The organism is Pseudomonas sp. MEJ086, assembly GCF_030209025.1.
GTDB classification, from domain to species: Bacteria; Pseudomonadota; Gammaproteobacteria; order Pseudomonadales; family Pseudomonadaceae; genus Aquipseudomonas; species Aquipseudomonas fulva_A.
Window position 1 is genome coordinate 54,339 of sequence record NZ_JARVSV010000009.1, and the last position, 17,388, is coordinate 71,726.

Sequence of the window (17,388 nt, forward strand, 5' to 3'; positions counted from 1 at the left end):
CGGTTTGCCGGCCAGTGGTGCAGGCCGCTGATTTCCGGCCATCGAGCCTGCGGGAAATAATTCAGGCTATGCCCTAGCCGCCACGGACAAGCCCGATATAATGCGGGCTTTTGCCGGCTTCGCCGTGGCCGCCTGTTTTCCTGGAAAATGCCCAATGAAAAGCGCAGAAATCCGTGAAGCTTTCCTGAGCTTCTTCGAAGAGAAGGGGCACACCCGTGTCGCTTCCAGCTCCCTGATTCCGAACAACGACCCGACGTTGCTGTTCACCAACGCAGGCATGAACCAGTTCAAGGACTGCTTCCTGGGCCTGGAAAAGCGCGCCTATACCCGCGCCGCGACCAGCCAGAAATGCGTGCGTGCCGGTGGCAAGCACAATGACCTGGAAAACGTCGGTTATACCGCGCGTCACCACACCTTCTTCGAAATGCTCGGCAATTTCAGCTTTGGCGACTATTTCAAGCGTGATGCCATCCACTTCGCCTGGGAATTCCTCACCGGTGAGAAGTGGCTGAACCTGCCCAAGGAAAAACTCTGGGTAACGGTCTACGCCACCGATGACGAGGCTTACGACATCTGGAACAAGGAAGTCGGTGTGCCGGCCGAGCGGATGATCCGCATCGGCGACAACAAGGGCGCGCCATACGCGTCCGACAACTTCTGGACCATGGGTGACACCGGCCCGTGCGGCCCGTGCACCGAGATCTTCTTCGACCACGGCGACCACATCTGGGGCGGCCCACCCGGCTCTGCGGAAGAAGACGGCGACCGTTACATCGAAATCTGGAACAACGTGTTCATGCAGTTCAACCGCACGGCTGACGGTGTTCTGCACCCGCTGCCGGCGCCGAGCGTGGACACCGGCATGGGCCTGGAGCGCGTCAGCGCCGTCCTGCAACATGTCAACTCGAACTACGAGATCGACCTGTTCCAGAGCCTGCTCGATGCCAGCGCCCAGGCTATCGGCTGCGCCAACAACGGCGACGCGTCGCTGAAAGTGGTGGCTGACCACATCCGCTCCTGCAGCTTCCTGATCGCCGACGGCGTCACCCCGTCCAACGAGGGCCGCGGCTACGTGCTGCGCCGCATAGTCCGCCGCGCCTGCCGTCACGGCAACAAGCTGGGCGCCAGGGGCAGTTTCTTCCACAAGATCGTCGCGGCACTGGCCAGCGAGATGGGCGAAGCCTTCCCGGAGCTCAAGCAGCAGCAGGCGCATATCGAGCGCGTGCTGAGAACCGAAGAAGAGCAGTTCGCCAAGACCCTGGAGCAAGGGCTGAAGATCCTCGAGCAGGACCTTGCCGAACTCAGCGGCACGGTGATTCCGGGCGAAGTGATCTTCAAACTGTACGATACCTACGGCTTCCCGATGGACCTGACCGGTGACATCGCCCGTGAGCGCGAGCTGACCCTCGACGAGGCCGGCTTCGAGCGCGAGATGGAAGCTCAGCGCGTGCGTGCGCGCTCCGCCAGTTCCTTCGGGGTGGACTACAACAGCCTGGTCAAGGTCGACGCCGATACCCGCTTCCTCGGTTACACCGCCACCGTTGCCAGTGGCGAGCTGCTGGTGCTGCTGCGCGACGGTCAATCCGTCGACACCCTGAGCGAAGGCGAGGAGGGCGTGGTGGTTCTCGACCAGACGCCGTTCTATGCCGAATCCGGTGGCCAGATCGGTGACTGTGGTTTCCTCGAAGGCCCGGGCGTGCGTTTCGACGTGCGCGACACCACCAAGGTAGGCGGTGCCTGGCTGCACCACGGCGTGGTCAGCAAGGGCAGCCTGAGCGTGGGCGCCACCATCAATGCCGAAGTGGATGCCTCGGTGCGTACTGCAACCGGGCTCAATCACTCGGCGACTCACCTGTTGCATGCCGCGTTGCGTCAGGTCCTTGGTGAGCACGTGCAGCAGAAAGGCTCGCTGGTGGACAGTCAGCGCCTGCGCTTCGACTTCAGTCACTTCGAGGCGATCAAGCCGGAGCAGCTCAGGGAGCTGGAAGAAATCGTCAACCGCGAAGTGCGCCGCAATACGCCCGTGCAGACCGAAGAGATGGATATCGAAAGCGCCAAGGCCAAGGGTGCCATGGCGCTGTTCGGTGAGAAGTACGGCGACAACGTGCGCGTGCTGACCATGGGCGATGGCTTCTCGGTCGAGCTGTGTGGCGGCATCCACGCCAGCCGTACCGGTGATATCGGTGTGTTCAAAATCGTCAGCGAAGGCGGTGTGGCGGCGGGTGTACGGCGTATCGAAGCGGTTACCGGTGCTGCCGCGTTCGCCTACCTCAATGGTGCGGAAGAGCAATTGAAGGAGGCCGCGTCGCTGGTCAAGGGCAGTCGCGACAACCTTCTCGACAAGCTCGCTGCGGTGATCGATCGCAATCGCCAGCTGGAAAAGGAGCTGGACCAGCTCAAGGCCAAGGCTGCCAGTGCAGCAGGCAGCGACCTGGCCGGTTCGGCCGTGGAGATCAAGGGCGTCAAGACGCTCAGCGCGCGCATCGATGGCCTGGATGGCAAGGGCTTGCTGGCGCTGGTCGATCAACTGAAGAACAAGCTCGGCAGCGCAGTGATCCTGCTCGGCGGCGTGCAGGACGACAAGGTCGTTCTGGTGGCCGGTGTGACGCAGGATCTGACTGGCAAGCTGAAGGCCGGTGACCTGATGAAACAGGCCGCTGCTGCCGTCGGCGGCAAAGGTGGTGGTCGGCCGGACATGGCGCAGGGTGGTGGGGTCGATGCGGCCGCACTGGACGGCGCTCTGGCGCTGATCGGCCCGTTCGTCGAGCAGGGCCTCTAAGGCCCGTAACGCAAGCGTGGCCAGATCGCCCGCCGTGCCCGGCGAGCGGTCTGGTGGTGTGCGGTGTTGTCTGTTTAATGGGCGCCCTTCATGGGCTGAGGCAGCTTTGAAATGGCTTTGATCGTACAGAAATTCGGCGGTACTTCCGTCGGCACCGTCGAGCGTATCGCGCAGGTCGCCGAGAAGGTGAAGAAATTCCGCGAAAAGGGTGACGACATCGTCGTCGTGGTATCGGCCATGAGCGGCGAGACCAATCGCCTTATCGAACTGGCCAGGCAGATCAGCGATGACCAGCCGATAGCCCGCGAGCTGGACGTGATGGTGTCCACCGGCGAGCAGGTGACCATCGCGCTGCTGGCCATGGCCCTGATCAAGCGTGGCGTGCCGGCGGTGTCCTACACCGGCAGCCAGGTACGCATCCTGACCGACAGCGCGCATACCAAGGCGCGCATCCTGAGCATCGACGACACCAATATCCGTGCCGACCTGAAAGCGGGTCGCGTGGTGGTGGTGGCCGGCTTCCAGGGCGTCGACGAGCAGGGCAACATCACCACCCTCGGGCGTGGTGGTTCCGACACCACTGGCGTCGCTCTGGCGGCGGCCCTGAAGGCCGATGAGTGCCAGATTTACACCGATGTCGATGGTGTCTACACCACCGACCCGCGGGTGGTGCCGAAAGCCCAGCGCCTCGAGAAGATCACCTTCGAAGAGATGCTGGAAATGGCCAGCCTGGGCTCGAAAGTCTTGCAAATTCGCTCGGTGGAATTCGCCGGTAAATACAACGTCCCGCTGCGCGTTCTGCACAGCTTCCAGGAGGGCCCGGGCACCCTCATTACCCTTGATGAAGAGGAATCCATGGAACAGCCGATCATCTCCGGCATCGCTTTCAATCGCGACGAAGCCAAGCTGACCATCCGTGGCGTACCTGATTTGCCGGGCGTTGCGTTCAAGATCCTTGGCCCGATCAGCTCCGCCAATATCGAAGTGGACATGATCGTGCAGAATGTCGCGCACGATAACACCACCGATTTCACCTTCACCGTGCACCGCAACGACTACCAGAGCGCCCAACAGGTGCTGGAAGCCACTGCGCGCGAGCTGGGGGCCCGTGAGGTGGTCGGTGACGTCAACATCGCCAAGGTGTCCATCGTCGGCGTCGGCATGCGCTCCCACGCCGGTGTGGCCAGCCGTATGTTCGAGGCGCTGGCCAAGGAAAACATCAATATCCAGATGATCTCCACCTCCGAGATCAAGGTCTCGGTGGTCATCGAAGAGAAATATCTGGAATTGGCGGTGCGTGCCCTGCACACTGCGTTCGAACTCGATGCTCCGGCCCGTCAAGGCGACTGAGGCATCTGCAAGAGGCGCGGTCATTCCGCGCCTTTTGCTCTTTTGGTCGGTGTTGGTGGAACTTTCTTTCCGTCCGCGCTGGTCAAAACTCGGGTGCTGGCGGTTTCGTCTTGATTCTGGCCGGTGCTTTGCAACCGCTTAAAGACTTGTTGTCCGAAATTGAATCCGTAAGGAGAAAGGAATGCTGATTCTGACTCGCCGGGTCGGAGAGACCCTGATGGTGGGTGACGAAGTCACTGTCACCGTGTTGGGCGTTAAAGGTAATCAGGTGCGGATTGGCGTCAATGCGCCTAAGGAAGTCGCCGTTCACCGTGAAGAGATTTACCAGCGCATCCAGAAAGAGAAGGGCGAAGAACCAAACCACTAATTTTTATCGAAATTTTGGTTTGCAAACGGGGAAAACATGTTTATCATGCGCCCCGTGTTGCGGAGAGGTGGCCGAGTGGCCGAAGGCGCTCCCCTGCTAAGGGAGTACACCTCAAAAGGGTGTCGGGGGTTCGAATCCCCCCTTCTCCGCCATTATTTGGCAAATCAGGCTCAGGCCGGATTGGCAAACAAACCAGAGGTGATCTGGTCTAAAAACACCAACGGACTCATAGCTCAGCTGGATAGAGTACTCGGCTACGAACCGAGCGGTCGGAGGTTCGAATCCTCCTGAGTCCGCCATCTTGAATGGCTTGTAGCAGTACGGGCCATTTTGTTTCAACCAGCGGTGATCTGGTCTAAAAGCGCCAAGGGTCGCATGAAGGCGCATTGGCTTTCAGGTGATCTGCAACGGACTCATAGCTCAGCTGGATAGAGTACTCGGCTACGAACCGAGCGGTCGGAGGTTCGAATCCTCCTGAGTCCGCCATATTGAATGGCTTGTAGCAGTACGAACCATTTTGTTTCAACCAGCGGTGATCTGGTCTAAAAGCGCCAAGGGTCGCATGAATGCAACGGCATTCAGGTGATCTGCAACGGACTCATAGCTCAGCTGGATAGAGTACTCGGCTACGAACCGAGCGGTCGGAGGTTCGAATCCTCCTGAGTCCGCCATACCCAAAAGGGCCTGCAGTGATGCAGGCCCTTTTTCTTTGTCTAGCGTTTTCCCATTACGCAGTCATTCTGGTCGAAACTGACCGTGCGCCGCTCGCTGTTGTCCTTGCTGGTGTAATGGTAGGTCGTCTGGCCGTTGCGTTGGCTGATGCGCTGCGGCTTGCCTAGCGCGCTCTCGACGTCCTTGCGGGTCATGCCGGTGCGTATCTGCTTCCTGATGATCGCTTCGCGTCTGGCGCTGCCTATGACGGCATTGCCACAGCCGTCCTGCTGCTCGCCGATCACGGTCAGCGTCTTTTCAGAGGGTTCCGTTGCGCTTTTCGGTGTGGGCTCTGGGCGCGTCAGTGGGGTGACGACGCTCCCGGGGTTGGGGTTGTGGGTGTCCTGAATTCGCTGCTGCTGACTTTCGCTGCAGCCATATTGGCTGAAGGTGATATGGCCATCGCCATGTTCGCAGCGAAACACGCTAGACGCGGGCAGTGTGGTTGGGCAGAGCAGAATGGCGTAGACGGCTGTGCAGCGTATCCATTGCATGGTGACGTCCTCCCTGACGTGTTCTGGCAAGCTTAGTCGCTGCTCTGCCCGTTGCCACGTGCCTTCTGCCTGATGACGTGCGTCGCAGTATTCGAACTCATGCGGACGGGTTCAGGAAAACGCTGCAAGCGCTTGTCTTGCCATGCCTTTGTCACGTACATGGCTGATTAGCGTGTTATTATTCGTCTGTCAGCCCCGCCGGGGCTTGTGGATCCTCACCATGGACTTACCCAGTAGTAACTCAGAATTCCAAGTGTGCAATCACGTATTGACTGATTGACCCTCGCGGGCGCGCGCCGCCGCTGGGGGCGGAGTGTGCCATGTCAGAAGTAGAAACCAAGAAGCCGCAAGAAAGCCTGCAGGACCGACTCGCTCAGGTGGTCGAGTTGCTGCAGCGGCACAGACTGGTCGAAGACCTTACCCATCGCCAGGAAGGCCACCATCAGGACCGCGTCGAAGGTCTGGTGCATCGGCAGAACCTCGCCGAGCTGCAGCGCAAGCTCGATGATCTGCACTCCGCCGACGTCGCTTACATTCTCGAAGCCCTTCCGTTGGAAGATCGTCTTGCCATCTGGCAACTGGTCAAGGCGGACCGTGACGGCGACATCCTGCTCGAAGTGTCCGACGCCGTGCGTGAGACGCTGCTCGCCGACATGGAGGATCATGAGATCCTCGCGGCGGCCAAGGAGATGGATGCCGACGAGCTGGCGGATCTGGCATCCGAACTGCCGCGTGACGTCGTCCATGAGCTGATGGAAACCCTCGACGCTCAGCAGCGCGAGCGGGTGCGTTCCGCGCTCTCCTATGAAGAGGAGCAGGTCGGTGCGCTGATGGACTTCGAGATGGTCACCATCCGCGAGGACGTCAGCCTGGAGGTGGTGTTGCGCTACCTGCGTCGCCTCAAGGAGCTGCCGGGGCATACCGACAAGCTGTTCGTGGTCGACTACGACGGGGTGCTCAAGGGCGTGCTGTCGATCAAGCGTCTGCTGGTCAACGACCCGGAGAAGCAGGTTGCCGAGGTCATGGCCAATGACCCGGTCAGCTTTCATCCCGATGAGGACGCCTATGACGCTGCTCAGGCTTTCGAGCGTTACGACCTGATCTCTGCGCCGGTAGTCGACAAGAACGGCAAGCTCATTGGCCGCCTGACCATCGACGAGATGGTCGACCTGATCCGTGAGGAAAGCGAAAGCGAAGTCCTCAACATGGCGGGTCTGCGTGAAGAGGAAGATATTTTCGCATCGGTCTGGAAGTCGGTGCGCAACCGCTGGGCCTGGCTGGCCGTCAACCTGATCACTGCGTTCATGGCCTCGCGTGTCATCGGCCTGTTCGAGGGCTCCATCGAGAAGCTGGTGGCACTGGCGGCCTTGATGCCGATCGTGGCGGGTATCGGTGGTAATTCGGGCAATCAGACCATCACCATGATCGTCCGCGCGATGGCGCTCGATCAGGTCAGTACCGGCAACGGCAATACATCGCGGCTTATTCGCAAGGAACTGGGCGTTGCATTGATCAATGGCCTGGTCTGGGGTGGGGTGATCGGGGTGGTGGCCTACGGTCTGTACGACAGCTGGTCGCTGGGCGTGGTGATGACTGCGGCAATGACGCTCAACCTGCTGTTGGCTGCGCTGATGGGGGTGCTGATCCCCATGACGCTGATGCGCTTGGGGCGTGACCCGGCGATGGGCGCCAGTGTGATGATCACTGCGGTAACCGACAGCGGTGGTTTTTTCATCTTTCTCGGGCTGGCTACGCTGTTTCTCCTCTGATGGGGAAACAGCTTTTCTGAAGCAACAAAAAAACCGGCCTGGAGCCGGTTTTTTGTTTTCGCAGATTCAGTCGTCGTTGCCGGCGGCCATCTCAGCGTCGTGCGCGATCAGTGCGACGAGTGCATTTTGCTGGCGACGCGATAGCTGGCGGAAGCGCTGCAGCAGTTCCCGCTCGTGCAGGGAAAGCTCCGGGCTGTCCAGGCGCACATCGGCCTCGTCGTCCAGTACGCCTTCCTGAAGCATGCTCTGCTCCAGGCGGGCGATGATCTCGGAGTTCATGCTGCGGTGGTGTTGGCGGGCGACATCAGCGATGCGCTCGCGCATGCCGTCGGGCAACCGAACGACGAACTTGTCAGCCGTACGGCTGGAGTAGATAGCCTGTTTCATAGGGCGCATACATCAACCAATTAGTTCAAGGAAACGAAGCCGTAATGGCATATAGCTACGAGATTGTCGTTACTTCGACCATCCCAAGCGGCAGCCGTTCAACCGCGGCCAGCATTTTGTCTGGTGATCGTGCTTCTTGTCAGCAAATAATTGACGCCAATTACGTGTCGTATTCTGGCCTGGGTAAAGGCTTTTTGCCAGCACCAATTATCGAAATTATTTTCAAATGCGCTGTAAGTCCCATTTAGCGGGCCTCAATTGTCAAATCACGGATACGCCATGATGGCTTTGGCCAGAGTGAAACAGCGGTTTTGCGGGGGAACGTATATGTGTATGTATGTGACGGGCGACGAGTCCGCGGCAAACCAGCTGGCTTGCAAGACCGGGCGCATCATAGCGCCCCATCTGGTTCATGCAGTGAACTACTTCGCTATGATGGGAGATTGTCTGCAGTGACAGATGCTACGGAGGTCGTTGCGAATGGCGGGTAGGCTGATCTATCTCATGGGGCCTTCGGGGGCGGGCAAGGACAGTGTGCTCGACGCCGCGCGGGGAGTGCTCGACGCTCGAGGCTGCAAAGTGGTCAGGCGGGTGATCACGCGCTCCGCCGAGGCTGTCGGGGAGGATGCTATCGCCGTTTCACCCGAAGCGTTCACGGCACGTCTGCAGTCCGGTGACTTTGCCATGAGCTGGCGAGCCAATGGATTGTGGTATGGCATCTCAAAGGAAATCGACGTCTGGCTGTCCGCCGGCCATCAGGTACTGGTCAACGGTTCTCGTGGGTATTGGGAGGAGGCTCGGCAGCGTTATCCGCAACTGTTGGCCATCCTGTTGGAGGTTGACCCCGACGTACTGCGCTCGAGGCTGCTGCGTCGTGGTCGAGAAACGCTGGATGAGATCGAAGCCAGGTTGGCGCGCAATGCCAGGTTCGTTGGTGGTGGGCATGGCGCGATTGTTCTGGATAACTCGGGCCCCATAGAGCAGACGGTTGCCAGGTTGGTGCAACTGATCGATACGCCAATCCAATTGCCCGAGTAGCGCGCATCCAACGGCTTCGCGGTGGAGGGTTGGCGGCTAGCGAAGGATCGGATCGAACTTGACCCGTTTGCCGATCAGCAAGGCGACCGTCAGTGATACCACACTGATCGGTAGCGCGATCCGTGCGGCTGCAGTCAGCCATTCGGCTTGGCCAGGGGCCATCCACAGCAGGCTTGCCGATACCACTGCCATCAGCAGAAACAACAGGGCTGGTTTGGACATCATGCTCTCCTCGCGTTCTGCGGTTGGCATTCAGAAAAATGGGTCATGGGGGCCATTCTGGTCATCTCTGGAGATCTGCGGCGGAATGCGATCGGAAAGTCCGTCGATCAGCCAGATTGCCACACAGGCGATAGTGGCCAGCAGCAATACGAAACCTGGGAAAAATACGCTCCACATGGCCCGGCACTCAGAAGGTGAAACGCTGTTGCGGGCGGGGTTGCCACTCGCTGTTGGTCAGGGGCTTGGCCTCGAACTGGCCAGGCTCCACCTTGGTCGCGTGCTGAAACTGTACGGGTGTGGCGCGCATTTGCTGGACCAGCTGCATAGCCGTGGCCTGCTGCTGATTATTTTGAAAGTTGGCGAATGCGGCGCCTGCTAGCAGGGTCAGAGCGATGGCGGTGGCCAGGGCGATGAAGCTGTTCATGGTGGGGTTCTCGCATTCGGATTCTATGCGAGTAAAAGAGCAGTTCCCGTGCCAATCTTTTTAAATAAAAAAATACTTATAAATCAATCACTTAAATAGCTATTTACGGCTTGTTGCCGTGCATGTTGCAAGGTCGCTCGACTGCCGCATTGCAAAATGCATGAACGTCGCCAGGCGTCAGTCCAGGGGCAGCTCCGTCGTGCGCTTCACTTCGCTCATCGCAATGCCTGAATGCGCCTCCTGAACGTGTGGTCGCTGCAGGAGTTGGTCGCGCAAAAAGCGCTCATAGCTGGCGATATCCCGTGCCACCACTTTGAGCAGATAGTCAGAGCTGCCCGCCATGGTGTAGCACTCCAGAACCTGCGGATAGCCGGTTATCGCCTGCTCGAATTCGTCGAGATTGCTGCGTCCGTGTGCCGACAATTTGATGCTGACGAAAACGGTGATGTTGAAACCTAGCCGTTTATGGCTGAGCAGTGCGACCTTGCGTTCGATGAAGCCTTCCTCCTGCAGGCGGTTGATGCGTCGCCAGCAGGGGGACTGGGACAGCTCCACTTTCTTGGCTATCTCGGCGGCGCTCAGGTCGGCATTGCGTTGCATCAGGCGCAGGATGCGGCGGTCGATGGCGCTCAATGGCTCGTGCATGTTCGTTTCCGGTTAGTCGTTTTTATTGGAACGTTCATGCTCAGTATTGGCATTGGCGGCGCAAATGAGAAAGAAAAAATCGCTGCGCTCCGGTCTATGCTTAAGGTAGCCATCCATACAGTGATCCTGATGGATGTGGACAGGTGGTACCTACCGTTGCCACTTGAAAAGGTCGCCATAAAAACAACAGGAGCGCCGCCCTATGTCTTTGGCCGAAATCCGCCTGGACGACAAGTACCGTCTCGCCACGGGTCATCTGTACCTCACCGGCACCCAGGCGCTGACTCGCCTGCCCATGTTGCAGAAACAGCGTGATTGCGCTGCGGGCCTGAATACGGCCTGCTTCATTTCCGGTTATCGCGGATCGCCGCTGGGTGGGTTGGACAAGAGCCTCTGGGAGGCTCGCGAGTTTCTGCAGCAGAACGCCATCCACTTTCAGCCCGGCGTCAACGAAGAGCTCGGTGCTACCGCGGTCTGGGGTAGCCAGCAGACCAACCTGTTTCCTGGCGCCCGCTACGATGGGGTATTCGCCATGTGGTATGGCAAGGGCCCGGGTGTCGACCGCAGTGGCGATGTGTTCAAGCACGGCAACTCGGCGGGTGTCTCGCCCCATGGCGGTGTGTTGCTGTTGGCGGGTGACGACCACGGCTGCAAGTCGTCGACCATCGCACACCAGAGCGAGCATGCCTTCATTGCCGCTTCGATTCCGGTGCTCAACCCCGCCAACGTTCAGGAAATCCTCGATTACGGCATCATCGGCTGGGAGCTTTCGCGCTACAGCGGCTGTTGGGTCGCACTGAAAACCATCGCCGAGAACGTCGACTCGTCTGCCGTGGTGGATGTCGACCCGCAGCGGGTCAAGGTCAGCCTGCCCGATGATTTCGAGCTGCCGGAAGAGGGCGTGCACATTCGCTGGCCGGACCCGCCACTGGCCCAGGAAAAACGTCTCAACGTCTACAAGATCTACGCGGCCCGCGCTTTCGCCCGCGCCAACGGCCTGAACAGGGTCATGCTCGACTCACCCAACCCGCGGCTGGGGATCATCACCACGGGCAAATCCTATCTGGACGTACGCCAGGCCCTGGAGGATCTGGGGCTGGATGACGCGCTCTGTTCGCGGATCGGCTTGCGGGTGCTCAAGGTCGGCATGAGCTGGCCGCTGGAGCCGGTGTCCGTGCACGACTTCGCCGATGGGCTTGATGAGATTCTGGTGGTCGAGGAAAAACGCAGCATCATCGAGGATCAATTGACCGGTCAGCTCTACAACTGGCCTGTCGGCAAACGGCCGAGGGTGGTGGGCGAGTTCGACGAACAGGGCCAGTCGCTGTTGCCCAACCTGGGTGAGCTGACGCCAGCGATGATCGCTCGGGTCATCGCCCGGCGGCTGTCTCCCATCTACACCAGTGATGTCATCGAAGCGCGACTCGGCTTTCTCGATGCCAAGGAAAAGGCCCTGGCGGCGCGCAGCTACAGCACCGTACGTACCCCGCATTTCTGTTCGGGTTGCCCGCACAACAGCTCTACCAAGGTGCCGGAAGGCAGCCGAGCCATGGGCGGCATCGGCTGCCATTACATGACCCAGTGGATGAATCGCAGCACCGAGACCTTCACGCAGATGGGCGGAGAAGGGGTGACCTGGATCGGTCAGGCGCCGTTCACCGATACGCCACACGTGTTCCAGAACCTGGGTGACGGCACCTATTTCCACTCAGGGCATCTGGCCGTGCGCGCTGCCGTCGCGGCAGGCGTCAACATCACCTACAAGATTCTCTACAACGATGCGGTGGCCATGACGGGTGGTCAGCCGGTGGACGGCGAGTTGCGCGTCGATCAACTGAGCCAGCAGGTATTCGCCGAGGGTGTGAAGCGCATCGCGGTGGTCAGCGACGAGCCGGACAAGTACCCGAGTCGCTCGACCTTCGCGTCGATCACCACCTTTCATCACCGTCGCGAGCTGGATGCCGTGCAGCGTGAAATGCGCGAGTGCAAGGGGGTTTCGGTGATCATCTACGATCAGACCTGTGCGACCGAGAAGCGCCGCCGGCGCAAGCGCGGCAAACTGGTCGATCCGGCACGGCGGGCTTTCATCAACTCCGCCGTATGCGAGGGCTGTGGCGACTGCAGCGTGAAATCCAATTGCCTGTCGGTGCTGCCGCTGGAGACGGAACTGGGGCGCAAGCGGGAGATCGACCAGAACGCCTGCAACAAGGATTTCAGTTGCCTGGACGGCTTCTGCCCCAGTTTCGTGACCGTGCACGGCGGGCAGTTGCGCCAGCCGCAGGCGGTCGGCGCGGGGGCGTTGTTCGTGGCGCTACCGGAACCGCGCCTGCCGTCGTTGCAGCGGCCCTGGAGCATTCTGCTGCCCGGTGTCGGCGGCAGCGGAGTGACCACCGTGGGGGCATTGCTGGGCATGGCGGCGCACCTGGAAGGCATGGGCTGTACCGTGCTCGATCAGGCGGGCCTGGCGCAGAAGTTCGGCCCGGTGAATACCCATGTGCGCATCGCCGCCCATCAGGATGATATCTATGCGGTGCGTATCGCCGCCGGTGAGGCGGATCTGCTGATCGGCTGCGACCTGGTCGTGGCGGCGGGTGAGGATGCCCTCGCCAAGCTCAACGAGCAGGTGTCCCACGCGGTCATCAACAGCCACGAGGCGGCCACGGCCGAATTCACCCGCAACCCCGATGCTCAGGTTCCGGGGCAGGCCATGCGCCAGGCGCTGAGCGATGCCGTTGGTGCGAGCAAGACCTGGTTCGTCGATGCCACTCATCTGGCGACTCGGCTGTTGGGCGATAGCATCGCCACCAACCTGTTCATGCTCGGTTATGCCTACCAGAAGGGCCTGATGCCAATCAGCGCCGAGGCCATCGACAAGGCCATCGAACTCAACAACGTGGCGGTCGCATTCAATCAGCAGGCATTTCTCTGGGGACGGCGCGCGGCGCATGACGCCGCAGCCGTCGAGCGACTGGTGCGGCCAGCGATTGCAGAGGCCCCGCGTTGCGAAACGCTGGAGGCCATCATCGAGGATCGGGTCACGCGTCTGACCGCTTATCAGAATGCGGCCTACGCCGAGCGCTACCGGCAGTTGGTGATGCGCGTTGGCGAGCGTGACAGCGATCCTCAGCGGCGCCTGAGTCGGGCCGTGGCGCGTTACTACTTCAAGCTTCTGGCCTACAAGGACGAATATGAAGTCGCACGCCTGTATAGCGACAGCGCTTTCAGCGAGGCATTGCGGGCGCAGTTCGAGGGTGATTTCCGCCTGCAGTTTCATCTGGCGCCTTCCTGGCTGAGCCAGACCGACAAGGTGACGGGCGAGCCTCGCAAGCGCAGCTTCGGGCCATGGATGCTGAGGGCATTCAAGGTGCTGTCGACACTGCGCTTTGTGCGCGGTACCTGGCTGGATCCTTTCGCACGCAGCGAGGAGCGCCAGCTGGAGCGCAGCCTGATCGACGATTACGAGCGCAGCGTGGGCAAGCTGCTGGAGGCGCTGAGCTCCACCAATTACCCGACGGCGCTGATGATCGCCGAGCTTCCAGAGCAGATTCGCGGCTACGGGCATGTCAAGGAGAAGGCGGTGCTAAGCGTGCGTGAGCAGGAGCGGCAGTTGCAGATACGCATGAAGGCGGGCGAGATTGCGGTAGTGAGGCTGTTCGAACCGGCGGCCTGATGAGCGATGGCATGTCAACGGCATGACAAATCTCGTCGTGATGGTTAACATGCCGGCCGGCTGCTGTAATGGGCGGTGGGTCGAACGGGTCTCCTTAGTTCAACGGATAGAATAAGCCCCTCCTAAGGGCTAGATGCTGGTTCGATTCCAGCAGGGGACGCCATGATCCGGCGCCGAGGATGGAGATGTGCCATCGCGGTTCAGCCATACCAGTTTGCGTTAGCCTGATAAAAATCAAAAAAAAGACCCGGCAAAAAGCCGGGTCAATAACCGTGATTAGCCTGATGAGGAGATAAACTGGAGCTTCCGACTGGATGCATTCAGATTATCAAGCCAGCTTCGCAGCTGACGAATTAGATAATAATGATTCTCGATCATTAGTCAATAGAAATACTTCTCATTTCTGATCCTGATTTTTCCTGGGCCATTTTTGCTCAGGAAAATCAGCGATTTGCACGCTGCTAAATTCTTTCGCAAGCGTGTCATCTTGCCGCCTTGCAGGCTACGCTAGGGGTCTTTCCCTCAGCCAGGTATGCGACATGTCCGATGAGCCTAACGATGTGCCCCGCCCAGAGCCGCTGACCAGCGCCGAGGCCCGGGTATTGGGTTGTCTGATCGAGAAGCAGGCCACGACCCCTGAAGCCTACCCCCTGACCCTGAATGCGCTGGTGCTGGCCTGCAACCAGAAGACCAGCCGCGACCCGTTGATGAACCTCACCCCTGGCGCTGTCGGTCAGGCCTCGCGAAGCCTGGAAGAGCGCGGTTTTGCGCGGTTGGTCATGGGCAGTCGCGCCGATCGCTGGGAGCAGCGGGTCGACAAGGCGCTGGAGTTGGTGGCGCCACAAGTGACCCTGATAGGCTTGCTGCTGTTGCGTGGGCCGCAGACGGTCAGCGAGCTGCTCACTCGCAGCAACCGCCTGCATGATTTCGACGATGCCGATCAGGTGCAGCACCACTTGGAGCGTCTGATCGGGCGAGACCTGGTCAGCCTGGTGGGGCGGCAGCCGGGGCAGCGCGAGGATCGCTATGCCCATCTGCTGGGGGATCCGGCTGAGCTGCAGGCGCAGTTGCACGAGCGTGCGGCGCAGGGGGAGCGATCGGTCACGGGATCTTCCGCGGATCGCCTGGAGGCACTCGAGGCGCGTATTGCCGAGCTCGAAGCCCGGCTGGCGGTGCTTGAAGGCAATGCTGCCGTTTGAGTGGCAATGCTGGTCGGGCGGTACCTGCAGGGGCTGCGATTCAGGCGGCGGAATAATGAACTGTTGCGGGTCACGCATTATCCATATGGCACTGCGACCGTCGGCTCCGGCCTGGATGGCTGCTTGTCCATCGGGTGTCGTTGATCGAGGTTGAGTCTCCTGCGGGAGCTGGTTACAAGGAGTCGTTGCAGTCCAATGCGTTTGATCTGGAAGTCTTTCAGTTCGCTGTACATCGCCACTGTCCTGATGCTGCTCGGCTCGGGCCTGCTGAGTACCTATCTGGCGCTTCGGCTGGCCGAGTCCGGGGAGGGCGTGTGGGCCGGTGCACTGATGGCGGCCAACTATTTCGGGCTGGTACTCGGTGGCAAGATCGGCCACCGGCTGATCGCCCGGGTCGGGCATATTCGCGCCTACGTCGCTTGTGCTGGTGTGGTCACTGCCGCGGTGCTGGGGCATGGCCTGCTCGACTGGCTGCCGGCCTGGCTGGTGCTGCGTGTGCTCGTCGGGCTGGGGATGATGTGTCAGTACATGGTCATCGAAAGCTGGCTCAACGAGCAGGCCGACACCAAGCAGCGTGGGCTGGTGTTCGCCGGTTACATGGCAGCGTCCTATCTTGGACTGGTGCTTGGCCAACTGGTCCTGGTGGTGCATCCGACCCTGGGGCTGGAGCTGCTGATGCTGGTGGCGCTGGCGTTCGCCCTGTGTCTGGTTCCCGTGGCGCTGACCCGACGCCTGCACCCTGCGGCATTGCATCCGGCACCTTTGGAGATGCGTTTCTTCTTCAAACGGGTGCCGCTGTCGCTGACCACCATCGGTGTGGCGGGCCTTATGATCGGCTCCTTCTATGGCCTGGCGCCGCTCTACGCGGCCGATATGGGGCTGGCGACCGAGCAGGTCGGTATCTTCATGGGTTGCTGCATTCTGGCGGGCCTGATCGTTCAGGCGCCGCTTGGCTGGCTGTCCGATCGTTTCGACAGGGTCAAGCTGATACGCGGCATGTCAGGGATCATGGTGGTGGTCGCCGCCCCCCTGGCCATATTGTCCGAAGCTCCCCTGTTGTTGCTGATTTCGGTGGGTTTCATCGTCAGCATGCTGCAGTTCAGTCTCTATCCGCTGGCCGTTGCATTCGCCAATGACCACGTGGAAACCGATCGACGTGTGTCGCTGACCGCCATGCTGCTGGTGACCTTTGGCGTCGGTGCCTGTATCGGCCCACTACTGGTCGGTGTGCTGATGCGCTTTTTCGGCGCCAACATGCTCTACGCGTTCTTCTGTGTCTGCGGGCTGTTTCTGGTCTGGCGGGTGCGCTCGAACATCGTTACCCACCTTCACCAGGTCGATGATGCGCCACTGCAGCACGTGGCCATGCCAGTCAACATGACCGCTTCGCCGCTGGTGGCTGCGCTGGATCCGCGCGTCGATGAGCAGGTGGTGCAGGAGCAGATGCAGGAGCCTGTCGTTACCGATCCCGATGTACAGGGTGGCGACGATCTGCAAGACAGGCCTGCGCCATCGCCGCAGGCCTGAGCTTATAGAAAGGTATCGCTTTCAAAGCGTCGGGCTTCGCGTTGCAACTGGTAAACGAAACGCTCTACCAGTCGCTGCTGCAGCCCACTGAGGTTGGCGAAATGCAGGCCAGCGAAGGTCAGGTCGAGCTTGTCGTCATAGCGGGCATGGCGCAACTCCACGGCGGCCTCCAGGCGGCCGACTGGCAGTAGGGCGTAGAAACCTTCGTACACTTGTCCTGGCTGCAGTTTTTCGCTGGCGTTGCCGGGTAGGCGAACCTTGCACCCCGAGGCGGAGATGTCCAGCATCAGGCCTTCGAGCGGCGTGCGCAGTTTGGCACCGATGATTTCCACCTTGACCTGATCGGATTGCTTGAGAGCGGCCCGGAACGCATTGCGGCGCTGGTGGTAGAGCACCTCACCGGGAATACCGCCGACATAGCAGCGCTCGCCCTGATATTCACTCGCCTGCATGCCGGTTGGGCAATCCCAGGCAATGCGCACGCCGTCATGCAGCGATTCGACGCGAAAGGCTTCGCCATTCTGCATGTAGCGCTCACCATCGCTGGGCATCATTTCGTCGAGAACCAGCAGGTTCTGATCGCGGTCCACCTCGATCACATAGCTCTGGAAGCGCTGGTTGCGTTCATGGAACACGATCACCAGGGGATCATGGTGTTGTTGCAGAAGGCGTAGGTTGGCAACGATTTCCACGGGTGCCTTGAGCACTTTCGGGGGTTGCGGGCCACCATCCTGAACGAAGGGGTTGGACACGGTCCAGTGATCTCCGGGGCAAGGTACTACTGCGTCAATGATAATGCCATTTTG

General features: G+C 60.3%; 14 protein-coding genes and 5 tRNA genes. 13 read left to right on the forward strand and 6 right to left on the reverse strand.

The window, feature by feature from the left end:
• The first annotated feature begins 154 nt into the window (after window positions 1-154).
• From alaS to QRN22_RS08220, 7 genes are all read left to right on the forward strand, one after another.
• On the forward strand, window positions 155-2,779 hold the full coding sequence (gene alaS, locus QRN22_RS08190; RefSeq protein ID WP_042553123.1) for an alanine--tRNA ligase: 2,625 nt from the start codon (window positions 155-157) through the stop codon (window positions 2,777-2,779).
• A gap of 111 nt (window positions 2,780-2,890) precedes the next feature.
• Entirely contained in the window at window positions 2,891-4,129 is a 1,239-nt protein-coding gene (locus QRN22_RS08195; protein WP_042553122.1) for an aspartate kinase, read from the forward strand.
• A 181-nt stretch (window positions 4,130-4,310) separates the two neighbouring features.
• Window positions 4,311-4,496 carry a carbon storage regulator CsrA gene (gene csrA / locus QRN22_RS08200; protein ID WP_013792214.1) on the forward strand — a complete coding sequence of 62 codons (186 nt, stop codon included), beginning with the start codon at window positions 4,311-4,313 and terminating at the stop codon, window positions 4,494-4,496.
• A 61-nt stretch (window positions 4,497-4,557) separates the two neighbouring features.
• A tRNA-Ser gene (locus QRN22_RS08205) sits at window positions 4,558-4,648 on the forward strand.
• Window positions 4,649-4,718: 70 nt separating this feature from the next.
• Window positions 4,719-4,795: transfer RNA gene (locus tag QRN22_RS08210), tRNA-Arg, on the forward strand.
• 110 nt (window positions 4,796-4,905) lie between these two features.
• A tRNA-Arg gene (locus QRN22_RS08215) sits at window positions 4,906-4,982 on the forward strand.
• A gap of 108 nt (window positions 4,983-5,090) precedes the next feature.
• Window positions 5,091-5,167: transfer RNA gene (locus QRN22_RS08220), tRNA-Arg, on the forward strand.
• Window positions 5,168-5,209: 42 nt separating this feature from the next.
• Here QRN22_RS08220 and bamE read toward each other — a convergent pair.
• Window positions 5,210-5,701 (reverse strand): outer membrane protein assembly factor BamE domain-containing protein, encoded by a 492-nt coding sequence (bamE, locus tag QRN22_RS08225; RefSeq protein WP_042553121.1) that lies wholly within the window; start codon window positions 5,699-5,701, stop codon window positions 5,210-5,212.
• Window positions 5,702-6,021: 320 nt separating this feature from the next.
• Between bamE and mgtE the strand changes: the two genes are divergently transcribed.
• A complete protein-coding gene (mgtE, locus tag QRN22_RS08230) occupies window positions 6,022-7,470 on the forward strand; it encodes a magnesium transporter (protein WP_042553120.1) in 1,449 nt (482 codons plus the stop codon).
• Between the two features lie 66 nt (window positions 7,471-7,536).
• On the opposite strand, the gene QRN22_RS08235 is transcribed toward mgtE, so the two are convergent.
• Window positions 7,537-7,866, reverse strand: a complete 330-nt coding sequence (locus tag QRN22_RS08235) for an Arc family DNA-binding protein (protein WP_042553119.1) — start codon at window positions 7,864-7,866, stop codon at window positions 7,537-7,539.
• A gap of 471 nt (window positions 7,867-8,337) precedes the next feature.
• On the opposite strand from QRN22_RS08235, the gene phnN reads away from it, so the two are divergent.
• Window positions 8,338-8,895 (forward strand): phosphonate metabolism protein/1,5-bisphosphokinase (PRPP-forming) PhnN, encoded by a 558-nt coding sequence (gene phnN, locus QRN22_RS08240; protein ID WP_042553118.1) that lies wholly within the window; start codon window positions 8,338-8,340, stop codon window positions 8,893-8,895.
• A 36-nt stretch (window positions 8,896-8,931) separates the two neighbouring features.
• Here the strand turns inward: phnN and QRN22_RS08245 are convergent, their stop codons facing one another.
• The 3 genes from QRN22_RS08245 to QRN22_RS08255 form a co-directional block, all read right to left on the reverse strand.
• On the reverse strand, window positions 8,932-9,117 hold the full coding sequence (locus tag QRN22_RS08245; protein WP_042553117.1) for a PA3371 family protein: 186 nt from the start codon (window positions 9,115-9,117) through the stop codon (window positions 8,932-8,934).
• A 187-nt stretch (window positions 9,118-9,304) separates the two neighbouring features.
• Window positions 9,305-9,541, reverse strand: coding sequence for a hypothetical protein (locus tag QRN22_RS08250; protein WP_042553116.1), 237 nt, complete (start codon window positions 9,539-9,541; stop codon window positions 9,305-9,307).
• A 177-nt stretch (window positions 9,542-9,718) separates the two neighbouring features.
• Window positions 9,719-10,186 carry an Lrp/AsnC family transcriptional regulator gene (locus QRN22_RS08255; RefSeq protein WP_042553115.1) on the reverse strand — a complete coding sequence of 156 codons (468 nt, stop codon included), beginning with the start codon at window positions 10,184-10,186 and terminating at the stop codon, window positions 9,719-9,721.
• A gap of 202 nt (window positions 10,187-10,388) precedes the next feature.
• Between QRN22_RS08255 and QRN22_RS08260 the strand changes: the two genes are divergently transcribed.
• The 4 genes from QRN22_RS08260 to QRN22_RS08275 all read left to right on the forward strand — a co-directional run bounded on the left by QRN22_RS08260 (window position 10,389) and on the right by QRN22_RS08275 (window position 16,582).
• Window positions 10,389-13,856 (forward strand): indolepyruvate ferredoxin oxidoreductase family protein, encoded by a 3,468-nt coding sequence (locus QRN22_RS08260; protein WP_042553114.1) that lies wholly within the window; start codon window positions 10,389-10,391, stop codon window positions 13,854-13,856.
• Window positions 13,857-13,944: 88 nt separating this feature from the next.
• Window positions 13,945-14,019, forward strand: a tRNA-Arg gene (locus tag QRN22_RS08265).
• A gap of 376 nt (window positions 14,020-14,395) precedes the next feature.
• The gene (locus tag QRN22_RS08270) at window positions 14,396-15,055 is read left to right on the forward strand and encodes a YceH family protein (RefSeq protein WP_042553113.1); all 660 of its coding nucleotides are present in this window, start codon (window positions 14,396-14,398) and stop codon (window positions 15,053-15,055) included.
• A 195-nt stretch (window positions 15,056-15,250) separates the two neighbouring features.
• Window positions 15,251-16,582: an MFS transporter gene (locus QRN22_RS08275; protein ID WP_042553112.1), complete on the forward strand. Its 1,332-nt coding sequence runs from the start codon at window positions 15,251-15,253 to the stop codon at window positions 16,580-16,582.
• 2 nt (window positions 16,583-16,584) lie between these two features.
• Here QRN22_RS08275 and QRN22_RS08280 read toward each other — a convergent pair whose 3' ends face one another.
• The gene (locus QRN22_RS08280) at window positions 16,585-17,334 is read right to left on the reverse strand and encodes a flagellar brake protein (protein ID WP_042553111.1); all 750 of its coding nucleotides are present in this window, start codon (window positions 17,332-17,334) and stop codon (window positions 16,585-16,587) included.
• Window positions 17,335-17,388: the final 54 nt, after the last annotated feature.